General features: G+C 56.6%; 16 protein-coding genes and 2 tRNA genes. 8 read left to right on the top strand and 10 right to left on the bottom strand.

Annotation, left to right across the window (positions count from 1 at the left end; all coding sequences use genetic code 11):
* Positions 1 to 28: 28 nt before the first annotated feature.
* Both D5066_RS02300 and D5066_RS02295 read left to right on the top strand, forming a co-directional pair.
* The gene (locus tag D5066_RS02300) at positions 29 to 1,657 is read left to right on the top strand and encodes an ABC transporter substrate-binding protein (protein ID WP_119914926.1); all 1,629 of its coding nucleotides are present in this window, start codon (positions 29 to 31) and stop codon (positions 1,655 to 1,657) included.
* A 130-nt stretch (positions 1,658 to 1,787) separates the two neighbouring features.
* Positions 1,788 to 1,875: transfer RNA gene (locus D5066_RS02295), tRNA-Ser, on the top strand.
* 47 nt (positions 1,876 to 1,922) lie between these two features.
* Here the strand turns inward: D5066_RS02295 and D5066_RS02290 are convergent.
* Positions 1,923 to 2,327, bottom strand: coding sequence for a GNAT family N-acetyltransferase (locus D5066_RS02290; RefSeq protein WP_080327649.1), 405 nt, complete (start codon positions 2,325 to 2,327; stop codon positions 1,923 to 1,925).
* Positions 2,328 to 2,640: 313 nt separating this feature from the next.
* Here D5066_RS02290 and D5066_RS02285 point away from each other — a divergent pair, with 313 nt between their 5' ends.
* Positions 2,641 to 2,898 carry a YjhX family toxin gene (locus D5066_RS02285; protein ID WP_032674491.1) on the top strand — a complete coding sequence of 86 codons (258 nt, stop codon included), beginning with the start codon at positions 2,641 to 2,643 and terminating at the stop codon, positions 2,896 to 2,898.
* A 44-nt stretch (positions 2,899 to 2,942) separates the two neighbouring features.
* Here D5066_RS02285 and D5066_RS02280 read toward each other — a convergent pair whose 3' ends face one another.
* The 5 genes from D5066_RS02280 to D5066_RS02260 all read right to left on the bottom strand — a co-directional run bounded on the left by D5066_RS02280 (position 2,943) and on the right by D5066_RS02260 (position 8,042).
* The gene (locus D5066_RS02280) at positions 2,943 to 3,779 is read right to left on the bottom strand and encodes an alpha/beta fold hydrolase (RefSeq protein ID WP_119914925.1); all 837 of its coding nucleotides are present in this window, start codon (positions 3,777 to 3,779) and stop codon (positions 2,943 to 2,945) included.
* Positions 3,780 to 3,992: 213 nt separating this feature from the next.
* Positions 3,993 to 4,211, bottom strand: a complete 219-nt coding sequence (locus D5066_RS02275; protein WP_008499867.1) for an acyl carrier protein — start codon at positions 4,209 to 4,211, stop codon at positions 3,993 to 3,995.
* A 17-nt stretch (positions 4,212 to 4,228) separates the two neighbouring features.
* Positions 4,229 to 5,662, bottom strand: coding sequence for an AMP-binding protein (locus D5066_RS02270; RefSeq protein WP_119914924.1), 1,434 nt, complete (start codon positions 5,660 to 5,662; stop codon positions 4,229 to 4,231).
* On the bottom strand, positions 5,659 to 6,777 hold the full coding sequence (locus tag D5066_RS02265) for an MBOAT family O-acyltransferase (RefSeq protein WP_119914923.1): 1,119 nt from the start codon (positions 6,775 to 6,777) through the stop codon (positions 5,659 to 5,661). Before D5066_RS02265 ends, D5066_RS02270 begins: the two co-directional genes overlap by 4 nt.
* A 128-nt stretch (positions 6,778 to 6,905) precedes the next feature.
* Positions 6,906 to 8,042, bottom strand: a complete 1,137-nt coding sequence (locus D5066_RS02260) for a D-alanyl-lipoteichoic acid biosynthesis protein DltD (RefSeq protein ID WP_119914922.1) — start codon at positions 8,040 to 8,042, stop codon at positions 6,906 to 6,908.
* 278 nt (positions 8,043 to 8,320) lie between these two features.
* Between D5066_RS02260 and D5066_RS02255 the strand changes: the two genes are divergently transcribed.
* Positions 8,321 to 8,408: transfer RNA gene (locus tag D5066_RS02255), tRNA-Ser, on the top strand.
* A 75-nt stretch (positions 8,409 to 8,483) separates the two neighbouring features.
* Here D5066_RS02255 and D5066_RS02250 read toward each other — a convergent pair.
* On the bottom strand, positions 8,484 to 9,350 hold the full coding sequence (locus D5066_RS02250; RefSeq protein WP_119914921.1) for an AraC family transcriptional regulator: 867 nt from the start codon (positions 9,348 to 9,350) through the stop codon (positions 8,484 to 8,486).
* Between the two features lie 229 nt (positions 9,351 to 9,579).
* Here D5066_RS02250 and D5066_RS02245 point away from each other — a divergent pair, with 229 nt between their 5' ends.
* From D5066_RS02245 to D5066_RS02230, 4 genes are read left to right on the top strand one after another with little or no spacing between them, the layout of a single operon-like run.
* Positions 9,580 to 11,418, top strand: a complete 1,839-nt coding sequence (locus D5066_RS02245) for a DUF2264 domain-containing protein (protein ID WP_119914920.1) — start codon at positions 9,580 to 9,582, stop codon at positions 11,416 to 11,418.
* Positions 11,415 to 12,695 carry an oligosaccharide MFS transporter gene (locus tag D5066_RS02240; protein ID WP_119914919.1) on the top strand — a complete coding sequence of 427 codons (1,281 nt, stop codon included), beginning with the start codon at positions 11,415 to 11,417 and terminating at the stop codon, positions 12,693 to 12,695. The genes D5066_RS02245 and D5066_RS02240 overlap by 4 nt, the downstream gene beginning before the upstream one ends.
* 13 nt (positions 12,696 to 12,708) lie before the next feature.
* Positions 12,709 to 13,899: a glycoside hydrolase family 88 protein gene (locus tag D5066_RS02235; protein WP_119914918.1), complete on the top strand. Its 1,191-nt coding sequence runs from the start codon at positions 12,709 to 12,711 to the stop codon at positions 13,897 to 13,899.
* A gap of 22 nt (positions 13,900 to 13,921) precedes the next feature.
* Positions 13,922 to 14,521: a DJ-1/PfpI family protein gene (locus tag D5066_RS02230; RefSeq protein WP_119914917.1), complete on the top strand. Its 600-nt coding sequence runs from the start codon at positions 13,922 to 13,924 to the stop codon at positions 14,519 to 14,521.
* 132 nt (positions 14,522 to 14,653) lie between these two features.
* Here the strand turns inward: D5066_RS02230 and D5066_RS02225 are convergent, their stop codons facing one another.
* The 3 genes from D5066_RS02225 to hpxO are packed head-to-tail and all read right to left on the bottom strand — an operon-like array spanning position 14,654 to position 17,805.
* Positions 14,654 to 15,589: a PDR/VanB family oxidoreductase gene (locus D5066_RS02225; protein ID WP_119915031.1), complete on the bottom strand. Its 936-nt coding sequence runs from the start codon at positions 15,587 to 15,589 to the stop codon at positions 14,654 to 14,656.
* Positions 15,590 to 15,600: 11 nt separating this feature from the next.
* On the bottom strand, positions 15,601 to 16,635 hold the full coding sequence (gene hpxD, locus D5066_RS02220) for a molybdenum cofactor-independent xanthine hydroxylase subunit HpxD (RefSeq protein WP_119914916.1): 1,035 nt from the start codon (positions 16,633 to 16,635) through the stop codon (positions 15,601 to 15,603).
* A 15-nt stretch (positions 16,636 to 16,650) separates the two neighbouring features.
* On the bottom strand, positions 16,651 to 17,805 hold the full coding sequence (hpxO, locus tag D5066_RS02215) for an FAD-dependent urate hydroxylase HpxO (protein ID WP_119914915.1): 1,155 nt from the start codon (positions 17,803 to 17,805) through the stop codon (positions 16,651 to 16,653).
* Between the last annotated feature and the right edge of the window lie 65 nt (positions 17,806 to 17,870).

Below are 17,870 nucleotides of genomic sequence, written 5' to 3'. Positions count from 1 at the left end.
TCATAAAACAGACAATAAGGCGAAGGAAATGAAACCACAAACACGCACGCGCTTTACGCTCTCTTTACTTACTGCCGGGATCCTGTGCGCCAGCACGGCAACCTGGGCGGCTAACGTGCCAGCAGGAACAGCGCTGGCCGAAAAACAGGAACTGGTCAGAAATAATGGCAGTGAACCGGCCTCGCTCGACCCGCATAAAGTCGAAAGCGATGTCGAATTCAATATTATCAGTGATTTATTCGAAGGACTGGTGAGCGTCTCCCCATCAGGGGAAATCCAGCCCCGGCTGGCGGAAAAATGGGAGAACAAGGACAACACCGTCTGGACGTTCCATTTGCGTCCGGGCATCACCTGGAGCGACGGGACGGCCATAACCGCAGAGGATGTCGTCTGGAGCTGGCAGCGCCTGGTTGATCCGAAAACCGTTTCACCGTACGCCAGCTATCCCGGCAACATGCATATCGTCAACGCGGCCGATATCGCTCACGGGAAAAAATCCCCCGACACGCTGGGCGTAAAAGCAATTAACGATACCACGCTGGAAGTGACGCTCACCCAACCCAACGCGGCGTTCCTGGCGATGCTGGCGCACCCTTCGCTGGTACCGGTGGATAAAGTGCTGATTGGCCGTTTCGGCGAAAAGTGGACCAAACCGGAGCATTTCGTCAGCAGCGGGGCGTATAAGCTGTCCCAGTGGGTGGTCAACGAACGCATTGTGGCGGAGCGTAACCCGCGCTACTGGGATAACGCGCATACCGTGATTAACAAGGTCACTTATCTGCCCATCACGTCCGAGGCCTCTGACGTAAACCGCTTTAAAGCGGGCGAAATTGATATTGTCTATACGGTGCCGATCAACCAGTTTGCCCAGCTCAGGAAAACACTCGGCAGCCAGCTGGACGTTTCACCTCAGCTTGCGACCTATTACTACGAATTCAACACCACCCGACCGCCGTTTAACGATGCCCGCGTGCGTAAGGCACTGAACATGGCGCTGGATAAAGACATCATCGCAGAGAAGGTGATGGGGCAGGGGCAGCGCCCGGCGTGGCTGATTAGCCAGCCGGATATCGGCGGAGTCAAGCTGCAGAACCCGGATTACGCCAGCTGGCCGCTGGACAAGCGCATCGCTGAGGCGAAAAAGCTACTCAACGAGGCTGGGTATAACGAAAGCCATCCGCTGAGCTTCAATCTTCTCTATAACACCTCTGAGTCACACCAGCGCATCGCGATTGCCGCCAGCTCCATGTGGAAGAAAAACCTCGGTGTAGACGCGAAGCTGCAAAATCAGGAGTGGAAAACCATGCTGGATACTATGCACACTCACAACTTTGACGCAGTGCGCTACGCCTGGATTGCCGATTACGACGACGCGGCGACCTTCCTGAACAACTTCCGCACCGGCGACAGTGAAAACACCAGCCAGTACAGCAACCCGGACTACGACCAGGCCTTGATCAACGCCGCAAAAGCCAAAACGCCGGCAGAGCGGGGTAAGTTCTACCAGCAGGCGGAAGACCTGTTGGGCCGTGATGTGCCGGCCATTCCGGTTTATCACTACGTGCGTACGCACCTGGTGAAACCGTGGGTGGGCGGATTTACGCCGGATAAGCTGGGGTACTATTACACGAAGGACATGTACATTAAAAAGCACTAAGCCGGTGCTGATAAAATCGTCGATGTGTCGTCAGTTCAACCGATTAAACACGTTTTGACTATTTTTACAGCGAACGAATGGCGCGACTCTTTACAGCGCGCGGTGAGGTGTTTATAGTTCGCCTCACTCAGGAAGTGTGGCCGAGCGGTTGAAGGCACCGGTCTTGAAAACCGGCGACCCGAAAGGGTTCCAGAGTTCGAATCTCTGCGCTTCCGCCAGATATAAACCCCAGGTTACTCGTGAACCTGGGGTTTTTCTTTTTGTCTTACCGCCAGACTCTGGCCATTCCCTCGCTTGCCGGGCGAACGAGCGTAAAACCAAATTTTGCATAAAGCTCAGGCACATCAGCCATTAAACAAACGTACGCCCCTTTACAGGCATGGTTATCCAGCCAGGCAACCAGCGTTTCCATAATGACTCTGCCGAGCCCTTTCCCCTGATGAAGGGGATCGACGGCGACGTCGACAATATCGAAATTCAACGCACCGTCCCCCACGATTCGCCCCATACCCACCGGTTTACCCTCATAGAGAATATGCATGCCATAACAGCTGCCGGGCAGCGCTTTTCGGGCCGCCTCCAGCGGGCGAGGGCTAAGACCCGAGATTTCGCGCAGGCGGCAAAAGTCCTCCGCTGTGGGGACGGTTTCAATCACGGTATAGTCAGGCATTAAAAAGCTCCAGTCAGCGTTCAGTCAGATGCCCCAGTCTGGCAGTAAAAGGGACTAAAGACGATTTCACGGACCGATCCAGATCACACTTTTAACCTGCCGCTATTCCCCTGTAAAAACCCGGCGTTATCATTCACCCCGTAAATATCTATTCATCTCTTACCGAGGCTTTGATGCTGGAGAATGTTTTCATCAGATAATCAGCTTCCCGCCCTTCTCAGGACGGACTGGTTATCGCTGCGCTTAAACCTTACGCACGCACCTTTGGGTGTGGGCTCGTTTTTACGCATGATGATTACACAGGTTTTCCAGTATGAATTTATCCCGTCAGGAACAACGTACCTTACACGTTCTCGCCAAAGGTGGACGTATTGTGCACGTCCGCGACAGTTCAGGCCGCGTCACGTCCGTTGAGTGCTATACCCGAGAAGGGCTGGTGCTGAGCGACTGCACGCTTAACGTCTTCAAAAAACTCCGTACCAAAAAGCTGATCCGTTCCGTGAACGGGCAGCCTTATCGCATCAACACCACCGGGCTGAACAACGTTCGCGCCCAGCTTGATAATCGTTAAGCGGAATAAACAACGCCACCCGCGGGTGGCGTTGAACGCGACGTTTATGAGCGGATAAAGGCCAGAATGTCGCCGTTGATGGTATCCGCATGGGTGGTATGCATCCCGTGCGGGAAGCCCGGATAAATTTTCAGTACGCTGTTCGCCAGCAGCTTGTCCTGCAGAAGGGCGGCGTTCTTATACGGCACGACCTGATCGTCGTCGCCCTGCATCACCAGAACGGGAACCGTGATGGTTTTCAAATCTTCCGTCTGGTCGGTTTCTGAAAACGCCTTGATCCCCTCATAGTGGGCTTTGGCGCTGCCGATCATGCCCTGACGCCACCAGTTCTGGATCGTACCCTGCGAAACGTCTGCCCCATCCCGATTAAACCCGTAGAAAGGACCGCTGGCGACGTCGAGGTAAAACTGGGCGCGGTTAGCCGCCAGCGCTTTACGGAAGCCGTCGAAAACCTCAATCGGTGTGCCGCCGGGGTTATTATCCGTTTTGACCATCAAAGGCGGGACGGCGCTGACGAGCACCGCTTTAGCGACGCGCCCCTGCGGCTGGCCGTACTTCGCCACGTAGCGGGCGACCTGGCCGCCGCCGGTGGAGTGGCCCACGTGCACGGCATTGCGCAGGTCCAGGCTTTCAACAACGGCCGACGCATCGGAAGCATAATGATCCATATCATGCCCTTCGCTCACCTGATCCGAACGTCCATGACCGCGGCGATCGATAGCGATAACGCGATAGCCTTCCGCAAGGAAAAAGAGCATCTGGTTATCCCAGTCGTCTGCACTTAACGGCCAGCCGTGATGGAAGACAATGGGCTGAGCCTCTTTTGGGCCCCAGTCTTTGTAGTAAATGTTGACGCCGTCTTTCGTTGTTACGAATGCCATACCGCAGACTCCTCTTTTTAAAGACACAACGATCGCTGGCTGAGCGCAGAGCGAACCATTATTGTCTTCATGATGTTGGCTTGTTTTGTTTCCCGTAACGACAGTACCCCTAAAGTGTAGGAGAAATAGTCAACGCGGTGGGTTTCATTCCTGTGAAGGGGAGAGCGAATGATGGCTCTGGAGAGATCCCCGGAGCCATCAGAAAAGCGGACTTTAACGGTTCTCTTCAATATAGCGGGCCAGATCGGCCGGGGTTTTCAGCACCGTCGCGACGTCTGTCGGCGGGATCATACAGCCGTAAACGTCCTGAACTTCGAGCACCATGTCGACAGCCAGAATGGAGTCGAGAATATCCGATTCAATCAGCTCATCGTGAAAGCCCACCTTACGGGATAACACTTTTTCGAACAGGGCGAGAATTTCTTGTTCCATCATTTTTCCTGGGATAATTAATGTGTGCGGGCGTAAGCGTCCAGCAGCTTGCGGTCAATTTTGCCGTTAGGATTCAGCGGCAAAGCGTCTTTTACGATAATTTGTGAAGGCACCATGTAGTGGGGCACCACTTTTGCCAGCGAGGTTTTGATCGCATCCGGTTCCAACGCCGTTACGCAGAACGCGGCGATGCGCAGCACGCTGCCGCAGGGTTTCATCAGCGGCATCACCACCGCTTCGTTGATGCCGGATATGGCCAGCAGGCGGTTTTCAATCTCGTTGATCTCAATGCGGTAGCCATTCAGCTTGACCTGGCTGTCGTTGCGGCCCTGGCAGTAGATGAGCCCGTCTTCATAGCCCAGATCGCCGGTCCGGTAGCCGCGAAACGCGTCATGTTCCCGACACAGCAGTTTTGCCGCGTTCTCCTGCGGCAGGCCGAGGTATCCGCGCATGACGTTTTTACCCCAGATAATCAGCTCGCCCTCGGCGGAAATTTCCATTCGGCTGTCCGGCATCATCACGCCCACAGGCAGCACCGCGCTGTCGCTGTTAAGGATCTCATCCGTGATCTCAACCACGGTTGTCGCGATGGTCGCTTCCGTTGGGCCATAGGAGTTGATGATTTTGGCCTGCGGGAAACGGCGGCGCAGCTGTTTCACCAGCGCTTTATTGAGCACTTCGCCAATGAAGATAAAGACGTTGAGTGCAGGCAAATACTCGCTGTTAAACTGCGGGGAAAGCAGCTGCTGGTAGGCAAAAGAGGGAGTGGAAACCCAGGCGGAGACCGCGTTGCTTTGCAGTCGCTCGAGCCAGTTCACTTTCTGAATATCCTCTTTAGCGTTCAGCACGATGTGGCCTCCCATCGCCAGGTTTGCCAGCAGCGGGATCAGGGAGAGGTCAAAGCTGAACACCGCGTGGTTCATCAGCACCGGTTTTTCCGGCAGCGAAAAGTCCTGGCTGACCCACTTCATGAAGTGCCACACGCTTTCACGCCCAATCTGCACGCCTTTCGGTTTGCCGGTGCTGCCTGAGGTGAACATGATATAGGCCAGATCCTGCTCCTCCAGCACCTTACCCGCCTCGCCGGTAGCGATGAACTGCCGCGTCGCGACGTCGTAATAGTAAGGGGCACTGGCCAGGTGGCAGATCTCGCGAAGCCGCTCCTGCGGGTAGATGCAGTCCACCGGGATGTACGGAATGTTGTGCAGCAGGCAGCTATAGATCGCCACGGCGAATTCGGCCTGCTGATGGCCGTACAGCACGATCGGCGTACCGTCAGCGGGCTGGCAGCGTCGATAACGCTCTGCCCAGTCCGTCACGGCAGCGGAAAGCTGGTGCCAGCTCAAAGTTTCGTCGCTGCCGCTGATGGCCCGCTGCTGCGGGGAGGCGGGATCGCGCAGTGCCGCCCGTAAGAAATCCTGCAGTTCCTGAAGATCGGAGTGATTTTTCATAGAGGTGACATTCCACTAAAGATGTAAAGGGATCCTGCGGCGCTTGCCAGCGTCAGAATTCGTCCCAAAAACGCAACGGCGGGATACTGCAAACCGCGGTGTAACGCCGGGCTGCGTTTGGCTGACCACAGGAGCATGTTGTGCGCAACGGAAATCGCGCCAAACAGCGCGCCGCTGATAACGTAATGGCGTTCCAGGCCATTCCACGCCCCCATGCAGAACAGGGTGCAAAAAATACCGATATTTTGCGCCAGCGTTTTGTTCTGGCGGAAAAAGTTGAACTTCATCAGGTTCATATAGACGGGCATGAAGACCACGTCGCGCAGCCATTCGGATAGGCTGATGTGGAAGCGGCGCCAGAAATCCTGCGGGTTCTTCGCAAGAAGCGGCATGTTGAAGTTTGCCGGAATGTTCAGCCCAAACAGGCGGCCAGCACCGATGGCCATATTGCTGTAACCCGCAAAATCAAAGTACAGGTAGGCGCTGTAGGCAATCGACATCACCACGCCCACGGTCAGGGTAAACGGCTTATGGCTCCAGGGCTGCACGACGAGCGAATCGATCAGCATGGCAAACAGGAACTTCTGGATAATGCCGGTAATAATTTGCTCCAGCGCCGTTAAAAACTGTTCACGGTTAAGGACAAATACCGGCTTATTCACATCGCTCATCCATGTCCGCCAGCGATACATCGGGCCGGCCAGAATAATAAAGGGCATAAAGAGATAGCAGAAATAGTGCAGGAAATTCTGGCCCTCTTTTTTACTGCGATAGAGCAGCACATCCACAGCGCGGAACGTCATAAAAGAGAGACCGATCATGCCAAAATGATGATTAAGGTGTAATTTCATCAAAAACAGGGGCAGCAGCGTTAAAACGATCGCCTGCCAGGTTTTTAACCATCCCTTTTCTTTTAGCGTAGCGAAGAGATAAAAACAGCAAAAGACGGCCAGAGGGACAATGTAATCACCCTGAAAAATATACCCCCAGCCTAATGCTGTCACCACGGATAAAGAAGTAAGCCAGGTCAGGCGATGGCGTAAAACACGATTAACCAGCGCAAACGCCAGCGCGGATGAAAATAAACAGACAAAAAACATTCCTGAGCTGTACATCATTCGGCCTCAGAATTTTTGATATTCAAAATGCAGCTGCATACTCATGCTGTCATCGACGGCAATCCATGCAACGACGGTAATTGCCAGCAGGAGATAAAGGAAAAAAAGACGGATCGCGATTTTCATTATTTAAAACTCTGTGCAATAAAGCGAAGCATTGGCACCCAGGCCAGTTCGGTAGGGTGCAGACGATCCCAGTTCCAGCCGTTCTGATACGGCATGGCGTACATATCTAAATACGGGATCTGGTTCTCCTGCAGAATGGTTTGAATTTGCTTATCAAACGGGCGGAAGGTGTCAGTATTGTAAAGCGCCCAGGGGTTAACCGGGTCGACGATAGCAATTACCTGTACGTGATGTGCTTTCAAAAGCTGGACGGTTTTCCTGAGCGCAGCGAACTGCCCTGGCACTACCGGCGTATCATCCCACTGCTGCGGCTTACCGTCCTCGTCGTAAATCGTTTTGTCCATCCACAACGTGGCCGCGCTCTGCTGGCGTTTTTTATTTAACTCGCGGGCATTCGCCAGCGCTTTATCCCAGTCAGGGGAAAGACGGGCGGTTGGCTGTTGAGGCCAGGGCTGCGCCGTCTGTGGCGTAATGTTGAGCAGCGACAGCCAGTCGTTTTTGATCAGGGTACAGAAGTTTGCAAACTGAAAACTTAGCTCGTCCCACATCAGCGCCGGATGCCAGCCATACACGCGCATTTGCCCGAAGGTTAAATGGCTTATCTCTTTCGCATCAATATGCTTCAGGTAATTAACCAGTAACGGGCGCGCCTGCGGATCTTTCATCAGTGGATTAAAAATGGAACCCGGAAAATTGTCCGCATAGATAGCGGGCGGCAGACCTTTTGAATAAAATCCGTCAGGTGCCAGAAGCAGCACCACTTTACTGTTTGCGTTAAGGCTTTTTTTAAAACGCGAGAGGAGTAGAAATTGCGTTTCGTCATCGACAAACGCATCGCCGTATGCCACGACGGGCTGGTGCAATTGCTTATTAAAATAATTATAGACCGCGTAATGTTCATCTTCGGACGTGGCGACCTCAGACGCGCCAAGGAAGAAAATAGCATTCCCTTCTAAGGCATGGGAAATAGTGGCTATTTTTTCCGCCTGTTCTTTTGTCGTCCCTGACATAGATTTGATCAGCGGCTGAAATTTAAGCGGCGGATCAAAGCTTGTCACCAGCGGGTGAAAACTCAGGGCTAAAATGGCCAAAACGGCCATCAGGATATGTAAGCAAAACGTATTTTTGATTTTCATCATCAACCAGTAAGGCGCTATGACAGTAATGCGTAAAACCCGTGTTATCCGGATTTATTACCATTACAAAACACATGGCCGTCTATTTTTTTGGGCATTCTATACCACAGTGATTTAAAAGGATGAGCGTTGCTGTGTAACGGTATGTACAAGGGGGGAAGGAGGGAGGGCAGGTAAGCGTCCGGGTGACTTTTTGCGCAGTCAAACGCCTGCAGGCAAAAATCGAAAAATTCCTGCTTTACAAGGCGCTAATAGATGTTTATAGTGCGCCTCACTTTGGAAGCGTGGCCGAGCGGTTGAAGGCACCGGTCTTGAAAACCGGCGACCCGAAAGGGTTCTAGAGTTCGAATCTCTACGCTTCCGCCAAATTTGAAACCCAGGTCGTTATGCGACCTGGGTTTTTTTATGCGCAGAAAACCCCTTTCGATCTGTTAATGACGTTCAAATACGCGAACAGGACGTTCTGGCGCTGAGGTGACTTCGTCGATACTGCAGTGGCGTCTGACGCATCATCTTTTTAAAGCAGGTAATGAAATAGGTTACCTCACTAAACCCGACGGCCAGGGCGATGGCGTCAATAGGCTCATCGCTGTACCGTAACAGCTCGCAGCTGCTTTTTATTCGCCGGGTCAGCAAATATTCGTGGATGGTACCGCCGGTCTGCTGGCGGAAAATGCGTGAGGTATAGCTGCGCGAAAGCCCCAGGTTGTGGGCCAGCTGGTCGAGCGAAAACTTGCGGGCATAGTGGGCTTCGACCCAGCTCATAATCCGCGAGGCGACGGTCTGCTGGCGCGGCGGGTAGGGCTGCGGCTGTTCGGGCAGAAACGTCATGAGCTGCATCACCAGAAATGCCACTTCACAGGCCTCGGTCTGTTCGTAGCCCTCCAGGCGCTGAAACTGTTCAAGGATCCTCTCGATAAACGCCGCATGTTCGCTGAGATCGTAAATCTGTGCTGGCGGATTGCTGGCGGCCAGCGCGGCGAACCGGGCCTGATGGCGAGGGAAGGCGCCGAGGGCACTTTCGACGACCGATTGCTCAATGTGCATGGTAGTGCGGTGGTAGGGGTTCTTATCGCTATGATCGACCTGCACTTTGTGCAAACGGAAGGGAGGGAAGATAAATAATCGCCCCGGACGGGCGGTGTAGTGCTGGTTATCCACCACCACGATGCCGTAGCCGCTGGAAATATAGAGCAATTCAACGCATTGATGCCAGTGGTAGTAAATCGCGCTGGTAGTGTACATGCGGTTAAAAGAAATGGCCTGCCGATCGAGCGTTATGCGTTCCAGCAGCTGCGTTTCACCCATTTTACCTCCAGAACAACAGATTTAAATTTTTAGGCCATCATTTGTAATTTATCCCCCTCCCGATCGACAAAATCCAGCAAAAATGAAATGGCGGTTTAATTTTGTGAGTCTGCTCACTCAGCGCCGGGAATAAAAGCAGTTACTCTTCATTCAGACGTCGCACGTGTGGCTTTAAAAAAGCCTAATAACAATAACTTATCTCTACCCTCGTGTAATGCGGGAGGACCCTGTGCAACCTGAAAACATTCATCTGGATAATCCACTGACAAGCCGGGAAGAGGTGCTACGGCTGGTCAACGACATGCTGAACGCGGTGGCGCCCTTTTTTAAAAAAGACGCCAGCCGCATTGATTTAGCGAACTTTACCGCTCACTACGGCCAGCAGGTCGCGAGCATGGAAACGTTTTCCCGCCTGCTGTGGGGGGTAACGCCGCTGTTGGCTGGCGGCAGCGAGCCGCAGCACTTCTCTTTCTATATACAGGCGATAAAAAACGGCACCAATCCGCAGCATGCCGATTACTGGGGCGACGTGGCGCCTTACGATCAGCGAATCGTCGAGATGGCGGCCTACGGGCTGCTGCTGGCGCTGGCGGGCGATACCGTACTGGCGCACTTCACCGAGACGGAGAAAGAGAATTTATGGCGCTGGCTAAAGCAGTGCGAGACCCAGGAAATCCCCGATAACAACTGGCACTTCTTTCCGATTCTGGTGCAGGTTGGCTTCCATTATTGCGGCATGCCCACCAACCCGCAGGTGCTGGAAAATCATTTTGCTGCCATCGAGCACTACTATCTCGGCGATGGCTGGTACTCCGATGGTCCGGGGCGGCCGCGTGACTATTACATCTCGATGGGCTTTCATTTCTATGGCCTGATTTACTCGAAGCTCATGGCCGGGGTCGATCCAAAGCGTTGTGCAACGCTGTGTGACCGGGCCGCGCGTTTCTCCTCTGACTTCATCCATTTCTTTGCCGAAGATGGCGCGGCGATCCCGTTTGGCCGTAGCCTGACCTACCGCTTTGCCGAGGTGGCGTTCTGGAGTGCGGCGGCCTTCGCCGGGCTGGAGGTCTTTTCGCCCGGCGTGATGAAGGGCATCGTCTTGCGCCATCTGCGCTGGTGGCTGAAGCAGCCGATATTCGACCGCGACGGCGTACTGAGCGTCGGTTACAGCTATCCGAACCTGGCGATGGCGGAAGACTACAACGCGCCGGGTTCGCCATACTGGGGCCTGAAGACCCTGCTGGTGCTGGCATTAGATGAGGGCAATGCCTTCTGGCAGGCGGCTGAGCTGCCGCTGCCGCCGTTGCCCGCGCAGCACACGATAGCCCACGCGGATCAGGTGGTGGTGCATCAGGCCGACCACCTGTGGATGCTGACGTCCGGTCAGCTGGAGCTGAACAACTTCGTCAATACCGAAGCGAAATACTGCAAATTTGCCTATTCCACCCGCTTTGGCTTCACCATCGAACGCGGGCGCTACGGCCTGAACCATGCCGCGCCCGATTCGATGCTGCTGCTGGCCGAAAAGGATAACTACTGGCGTGGGCGCCGTGAATGCCAGCACGTGGTCACCGCTGACGGCACCATTTACAGCCGCTGGCTGCCGTGGCGCGATGTAGTCATTGAGAGCTGGCTGCTGGCGCTGGGCGACTGGCAGCTGCGCGTCCATCGTATCAATACCCGGCGCGCGCTGGACTGCGCGGAGGGAGGCTTTAGCCTGGCGAACCGCCCGCAGCCGCAGGTCCACGAAAGTGACAGCGCCTGCTGGTTACGCAATGCCCGGGATGTCTCAGCCATTTTCTGTTTACACCCGCACGCCCGTCGCGGCGAGACGGTGTTGACGCCGCCAAACAGTAATCTGCTGTTCGCCGAGCGCGCGGCGGTGCCGCTGCTGCGCGGTGAACTTGACCCCGGCAAGCATGTGTTAATCAGCGCGGTGTGGGCGGGAAATGCCGCCGACTTCGACCCGCAACGCTGCCCACAGGCCATCATTAGCGATGACGCGGTACGCTTCGTGACGGCACGACAAGAAACGACGCTCGTTCTGGCCCCGGAGGCATCGCTATGAGCACATCATCGTCCGTCCGCGCCGCACAGTACAAAATGAGTACCTTTATTTTTCTTTACTTCTTCACCTGGTCATCCAGCTTTGGCCTGTACGCCTTATGGCTGAGCCAGAAAGTGGGACTCGATAGCGTCACCATCGGCAGCGTGTTCGCCATCAACGGCGTCTTCGCGGTGGTCCTGAAGCCGGTGTACGGCTACATCATGGACAAAATCGGCATGAGCAAGTGGCTGCTCTATTTTGTCTGCGCCATTTCTGCGCTGATGGCGCCGTTCTTCGCGCTGGTGTACCAGCCGCTGCTGCAAAGCCATGCAATGGTGGGGATTATCATTGGCGCGCTGTATCTGAGCCTGGGCTGGTACGCCGGCGTGGCGGCGTCTGAATCTTACGCCGACCGCTTTAGCCGCCTGTACGGGCTGGAGTTTGGCCGCATCAGAATGTGGGGTTCACTGGGCTGGGCGATGGCGGCTTCGGTCTCCGGGCTGTTGTTTAATTTCACGCCGCTGGCCAACTTTCTGCTCAGCAGCGGTACCTCGGTACTGATGCTGCTGGTGCTGATGAGCCTCAAAATCGGCGACGAGCAGCTGTGCAACAACAGCGTCATCTCCGCCAATAAGATCGTTTTTGCCGACGTGCTGATGCTGCTGAAAAACCGCAAATTCTGGATGTTCAGCCTCTACGTTGCCGGGGTGGCGTGGATGATGTTTATCGCCGAGCAGCAGTTCCCGCGCTACTTTGTGTCGTTCTTCGCCACCAAAGAGCAGGGTAATGCCTGGTACGGCTACCTGAGCACCGTCCAGTCGGGGATGGAGTTCGTGATGATGATGTTTATCCCGTGGCTGGTGAACCACTACGGCGCGAAGCGCGGCCTGCTGTTCTGCGGCTGCGTGGTAGGAGCACGGCTGATCGCATCCGGGCTGACCAGCGACCCGATTGTTATCTCCATCATCAAACCGTTTTATGGCGTCGAGATCGCGCTGCTGCTGATTTCGGTCTTCAAATACATCGCCGAACATTTCCATCGTCGGGTTAACGCCACGATGTATCTGCTGGGCTACCAGGCGATGATTTATGTGGGCTCGATTGTGGTCGCTCCGCCTGCCGGCTACCTGTACGACAGGATAGGCTTTGAGCATACCTATCTGCTGATGGGCTGCTGCGCCCTGATGTTTACGCTGATTTCCGCCTTTACGCTGTCGCGCTGCCAGTCGACGCGCGATGTCTCACGACCCTTTGCTCCGGCTTTAGATACCGCCCCGGTTGAACCGGCCAAACATTAATTCAGGAGTTGTTATGACCAAATCTGTTATCACCGAAGCGCTGCGGCCGATCGAACTGCATCAGGTCGATCGCCTGGCGCTGAGCCAGAAGCTGGAAGCGGCCTTAACCCGCGTCACGCGCAAGCTCGACAAGAATATTGTCGCCTTCGGCGATAAGTTCCCCGGTGAAGCCTGTGAGAAGGGTGTCTGGCCGCGCACCGATAACGTGGAATGGACCACCAGCTTTTGGCCAGGCCAGCTGTGGCTGGCGTGGGAGATGACCGGCAAAGCGCATTATCGCGAAGCCGCCGAGCGCTATTTACCGTCGTTCGCCCGGCGTATTGAGCAGCGTATCGACACCGCCACGCACGATCTCGGGTTCCTCTATTCGCTCTCCTGCACCAGCGCCTGGCGGCTCACCGGCAACGAAGCCGCTCGCCAGTCGGCGCTGCTGGCTGCCGAGCGCCTGATGGAGCGCTTTAACCCGACGGCCAGCATTATTCAGGCGTGGGGTGATTTAAACGACCCGGAGCAGCAGGGGCGAATGATCATCGACTGCAATATGAACCTGCCGCTGCTGTACTGGGCCAGCGAACAGACCGGGGATCCGCGCTATGCGCAGGCGGCGACGGCTCACGCCGGACAGGCAGCGAACTATATCGTGCGTGAAGATGCCTCGACGTATCACACTTACTATATGGATGTGCAGACGGGTGAGCCGCGCTTTGGCAACACCCATCAGGGCTACAGCGATACCTCGTGCTGGTCGCTCGGCCAGGCGTGGGGCATTTACGGCTTTCTGCTCAGCTATCAGCACACCGGCGATAAACAGATGGTTGAGCTGTCACGCAGCCTGGCGCATTACTTCCTCAACCGTCTGCCGGAAGATGATGTGTGCCACTGGGATCTGGCCCTGCTCGGTACCGACGCCGTGCGCGACAGTTCAGCGGCGGCGATTGCCGCCTGTGGCCTGCTGGAGCTGGTCAAGGCGCTGCCGACGCTCGACGCACACCGCGCGTATTATGAAGAGATGGCGCTGCGTATTGCGCAGTCGCTGACCGATAACTACCTTGCTCATGACGACGATCCGACCGAAGGGCTGCTGCAGCACTCGGTTTATCATATGGGCAGCGGTAAGGGTGTCGATCAGTGCTGTAGCTGGGGTGACTATTTCTATCTTGAGCTGCTGGCGCGGCTGCGACAGATTTGGCATCCGTACTGGTAACCCTTAAGCAATGGAGAGCAAGATGAAAAGCGTAGCCGTGCTATTAGCCCCCGGTTTTGAAGAGGGGGAAGCGATTGTCACTATCGATATCCTGCGCCGCCTGAATATTACGGTGCAGACGATTGCCTGCGGCGAGAGTCGCGAAGTGGTGAGCTATCACGCCATCCCAATGGTGGCGGATAGCACCCTCAAGGCCAGCCTTGATCGGACCTTTGACGCCGTGGTGTTACCGGGCGGCCCGGAAGGCAGCGTCAACCTGGCGAAAAGCGCGGAGGTGATTGCCTTCGTTCGCCGCCATGATGAAGCGGGCAAATATATCTGCCCGATCTGCTCCGCCGCCGCCCGCGTGCTGGGCGGCAACGGACTGCTCAAAGGGCGCCGCTATGTCTGCTCCGGCGAGTTGTGGAAAACGGTCAGCGACGGCATTTACGTCGATACCGACGTGGTGGAAGACGGCAATCTGCTGAGCGGCCGCGGGCTGGGCAACGTGTTTGATTTCGCCTTTACCCTGGCTGCGCGATTGCAGGGCGATGGGGCACTGGCGCGCGAGCAAGCTAGCCATATTGAGTACGCGTGGCAGGATAGCGAGCCCGTTTACGGGCTGGCAAAGTGCGATTTGTGAGTTTCGCCCGGCGGCGCTACGCTTGCACGGGCCTACAATGAATAGTGCAATATATTGATATTATTACGGATTGTAGGCCGGGTAAGCGCAGCGCCACCCGGCAAGAAGGGCCGCTAGAATGTTGATGTCGTTTTACAGCCCGATCACCAGCTCCCCGGAATGGCTCCGCGAACAGCACAGCGCCACCTGCTGGTCCGGCGCGCCTTTTTCCGCCTCCGACTGCACGCTATCCCGGTGATCCACCACGCCGTCAATCACCGGCGTCAGGCAGGCCCCGCAGATCCCCATCTCGCAGGACAGCGGCACGTCCACGCCGTTTGCCTGTAACACCTGGGCGATGGTTTTGTCCGCAGGCACCGGCCAGCGCTCACCGGTGGAGGCAAGCTTGACCGTAAAGATCTCGCCGGATTCACCGCCTGCGGCAGGGGCTGCGGGCTGAAACGCCTCGCTGTGAAGATGGCCGTCCTCCCAGCCCTTCGCCGTGGCGACCTCACGCACTTTTTCCATAAACCCCGCCGGTCCGCACACCCACGCGTGAAGTCCCTCCTCAGCCGCCGGGAGATGCTCTGCCAGCGTGGATCGCGGGCTGGTGGTATGAATAATGCAATCACCGCACTGCGAGAGTTCGCGCGCAAACGCAGCGCTTTCGCGATTCCTGACGTAATAGTGCAGCGTAAACGGCGTCCCGATAGCTTTCAGATGCAGAGCCATCGCATACAGCGGCGTAATGCCAATCCCTGCCGCCAGCAGCAATACCTGCTCTGACTGATGCAGCGGAAACAGATTGCGCGGGGCCGAAATCGAAAGCCTCTGGCCCGGACGCAGCGTTTCATGAACGTAGCGCGACCCGCCGCGCGAGGCGGTTTCCCGCCCCACGCAGATAAGATAGCTCTCCTTCCCACAATCCCCGGTCAGGGAGTACTGGCGCACCACGCCGCACGGCAGATGCACATCAATGTGCGCGCCAGGCTGCCACGCCGGTAGCGCGTCGCCGTTTTCGGCCACCAGCCTGACGGCGAGGCTTTTATCCCCCTCGCGCCACAGCCCGTCAACAATTACGCTCAGCATATCGGCCTCCGTCATACCAGGAAAAATTCGCCAAAGCCCATCCTTTTTAGTCCCCGACGGTAGGCAATCGAGCTTTTATCTGCCGGAATATGTGCTTCCAGAGTGAGGTCCAGCGGCAGACTTTCCGGGCGCTGGGTTTCGACCATCAGGCGATCCTCTTCGAAGATGCGCAGGTTAAAGGCATGCACGTCCTCCACCGGAATATGCAGATCAACGTTGCGCGCGATGGGCGCGAACATGCGGGTCACCCGTGACGAAACGGGCGAGGCGGCGTTCATAATCACCAGCCGCGATTCACCCGGAAAATGAATCGTCAGGGTGGCGGTAAACGGCAGATGCATTTCAAAATGGCGCAGCCACTGGAACCCTTCTGGTGCCTGCACGGGGGAGCCGGCGGGATAGTTGCTCACGGAGCTCCAGTAATCGGCCACGAAACCGAAGGGCGTCTCCTGCGGCTGATAGGTGGGCACAAGCTGATTATTGGGATCGGCAAAGGTATCGGTGTGGATCCACGCAAAGTGCGCCACGTCCAGAAACCCCTCTACCTGTCGTCCGGCGAAGCCGTTCACCTCAAAGGCCGGACAGTTGATCTGCTGAAATCCGTCGTCGTCCCAGTGCGGCATGGTGGGCAGCGGCGCAGGATTGTCCGGGTCAAACGCCAGGCAGGTCCAGATCAGGCCGAAGCGCTCTTCCACCGCGTAGTTAATCAGGTTCAGCTTCGCCGGAACGGGCTGGTCGGGGCTGGACGGAATACGGTTGCAGCGCCCGTCTTCACCAAAGCGGAGGCCGTGGTAGGGGCAGATAATCCCGTGCTCATCGTGAAAGCCCAGCGTCAGCGGCACGCCGCGGTGCGGACACACGTCCTTTGCGACCACAATCTGGTCGTTAATCCGGTAAATCACCAGCTGTTCATCCAGCAGGGTCGCTTTGATCGGGGCCGGGCCGACGTCGCAGGCGCGCGCAACCGGATGCCAGCATTTCGCCAGGCGCAGCCAGTCCTCTGGCTCAAACGTGCAGTGGGCGGGTGGAGTCGGTTCTCTTTTCATCGTTGTCCCTCTTGTTCAGCCTAACGGGCCGCCCTGAATGGTCTCGCACAGACCGTTGATAATGCGCTCTCCGGTCTCCTCTTTGAGCTCCTGATACCAGGCCTGCGTCACCGCCATGTCTTTACCGTGGGTGACGTCGCAGCGTTTACGCGCCTTAAGCACCAGGTCGCGCACCCGGTCGCAGCGCAGGGCTTCGTACTGCCGCAGCGCCAGCGTAATGCTGTGGTTTTCACGCAGGCACTCCCCCAGCACCACGGCGTCTTCCATCGCCGCACAGCCGCCCTGGCCGATGTCCGGCGTGGTGCTGTGCGCGGCATCACCGAGCAGCGCGACGTTGCCGCGCACCAGGCTGTCGAACGGCTCGATGTCATGGATTTCAATGCGGTTGGTGGTTTCGGGGTCGAGGGCGGCGATAAGCTTCTGCACCGGCGGCGCCCAGCCGCGGAAGTAGCCCGTGAGATCGGCGCGCAGGGTGGTGCGATCCTCCGCCAGACCCGCGGGCAGCGGCACGTCAAAAAAGAAGTAGAAGCGTCCGCCGGAGACGGGCATCAGCGACACGCGTTTGCCCTCGCCAACGAAGGTGGTCCACTGGTGCGCCGGGGCAATCTCTTCGTCAATCTTCACCAGCCCGTTCCAGTTCACGTACCCGGCGTAGCGGCGCTCCGGCGTATAGCCCAGCACATACGGGCGAACCGCAGAGTGGCTGCCGTCGGCGGCAATCAGGAAATCCCCGGCTGCCGTGGTGCCGTCGGTAAAGGTCACGGTGACACCCGCGTTATCTTCACTTACGCGTTCGACGCGCTTGCCAAACTGCACGTTATCACGCCCCCAGAAGCCCAGCATTTCGCGCTGGAGCTCGGTCCGCGAGACGGGGCAGGGGCGGCCTCCGGTACGCTCAACCAGCGGGGCAAGGCTAAAGCGGGTCAGGGTCTCACCGCGCCGGTAATCTTTGTAGGCCATAAAACGCATCGGCCCGCCCCAGGTCTCGATAATGTCGCCCATGCCAAGATGCTGCATACATTTCACGCCGTTTGGCCAGATGGAGATTGCCGCCCCGACGGGCCGGATCTCTTTTACGGCTTCGAACACGGTACAGTCGATGCCCGCTTTCTTTAGCGCGACGGCGGCGCTCAGGCCGCCAATGCCCGCGCCAATGACGATTGCTCTCATGCTTCTCTCCTTTTGCAGGGTGTAAAAACATTCAGCAATTTGCGTACCAGGCTGCAGAGTGGTGA

Origin of the sequence: Enterobacter chuandaensis (genome assembly GCF_003594915.1) — a bacterium.
GTDB classification, from domain to species: Bacteria; Pseudomonadota; Gammaproteobacteria; order Enterobacterales; family Enterobacteriaceae; genus Enterobacter; species Enterobacter chuandaensis.
The sequence above is the reverse complement of the archived record's forward strand: the minus strand, read 5'-3'. Positions and strand labels throughout refer to the sequence as shown.

What these genes read in the sequence shown, in the direction of transcription:
- D5066_RS02270 (WP_119914924.1), bottom strand. Translation starts at nt 5,662, where the DNA reads ATGAAAAATCACTCCGATCTTCAGGAACTGCAGGATTTCTTACGGGCG.
- D5066_RS02280 (WP_119914925.1), bottom strand. Translation starts at nt 3,779, where the DNA reads ATGGCATTCGTAACAACGAAAGACGGCGTCAACATTTACTACAAAGAC.
- D5066_RS02285 (WP_032674491.1), top strand. Translation starts at nt 2,641, where the DNA reads ATGAATTTATCCCGTCAGGAACAACGTACCTTACACGTTCTCGCCAAA.
- D5066_RS02230 (WP_119914917.1), top strand. Translation starts at nt 13,922, where the DNA reads ATGAAAAGCGTAGCCGTGCTATTAGCCCCCGGTTTTGAAGAGGGGGAA.
- D5066_RS02290 (WP_080327649.1), bottom strand. Translation starts at nt 2,327, where the DNA reads ATGCCTGACTATACCGTGATTGAAACCGTCCCCACAGCGGAGGACTTT.
- D5066_RS02275 (WP_008499867.1), bottom strand. Translation starts at nt 4,211, where the DNA reads ATGGAACAAGAAATTCTCGCCCTGTTCGAAAAAGTGTTATCCCGTAAG.
- D5066_RS02300 (WP_119914926.1), top strand. Translation starts at nt 29, where the DNA reads ATGAAACCACAAACACGCACGCGCTTTACGCTCTCTTTACTTACTGCC.
- D5066_RS02225 (WP_119915031.1), bottom strand. Translation starts at nt 15,589, where the DNA reads ATGCTGAGCGTAATTGTTGACGGGCTGTGGCGCGAGGGGGATAAAAGC.
- D5066_RS02260 (WP_119914922.1), bottom strand. Translation starts at nt 8,042, where the DNA reads ATGAAAATCAAAAATACGTTTTGCTTACATATCCTGATGGCCGTTTTG.
- hpxD (WP_119914916.1), bottom strand. Translation starts at nt 16,635, where the DNA reads ATGAAAAGAGAACCGACTCCACCCGCCCACTGCACGTTTGAGCCAGAG.
- D5066_RS02265 (WP_119914923.1), bottom strand. Translation starts at nt 6,777, where the DNA reads ATGTACAGCTCAGGAATGTTTTTTGTCTGTTTATTTTCATCCGCGCTG.
- D5066_RS02250 (WP_119914921.1), bottom strand. Translation starts at nt 9,350, where the DNA reads ATGGGTGAAACGCAGCTGCTGGAACGCATAACGCTCGATCGGCAGGCC.
- D5066_RS02240 (WP_119914919.1), top strand. Translation starts at nt 11,415, where the DNA reads ATGAGCACATCATCGTCCGTCCGCGCCGCACAGTACAAAATGAGTACC.
- D5066_RS02235 (WP_119914918.1), top strand. Translation starts at nt 12,709, where the DNA reads ATGACCAAATCTGTTATCACCGAAGCGCTGCGGCCGATCGAACTGCAT.
- hpxO (WP_119914915.1), bottom strand. Translation starts at nt 17,805, where the DNA reads ATGAGAGCAATCGTCATTGGCGCGGGCATTGGCGGCCTGAGCGCCGCC.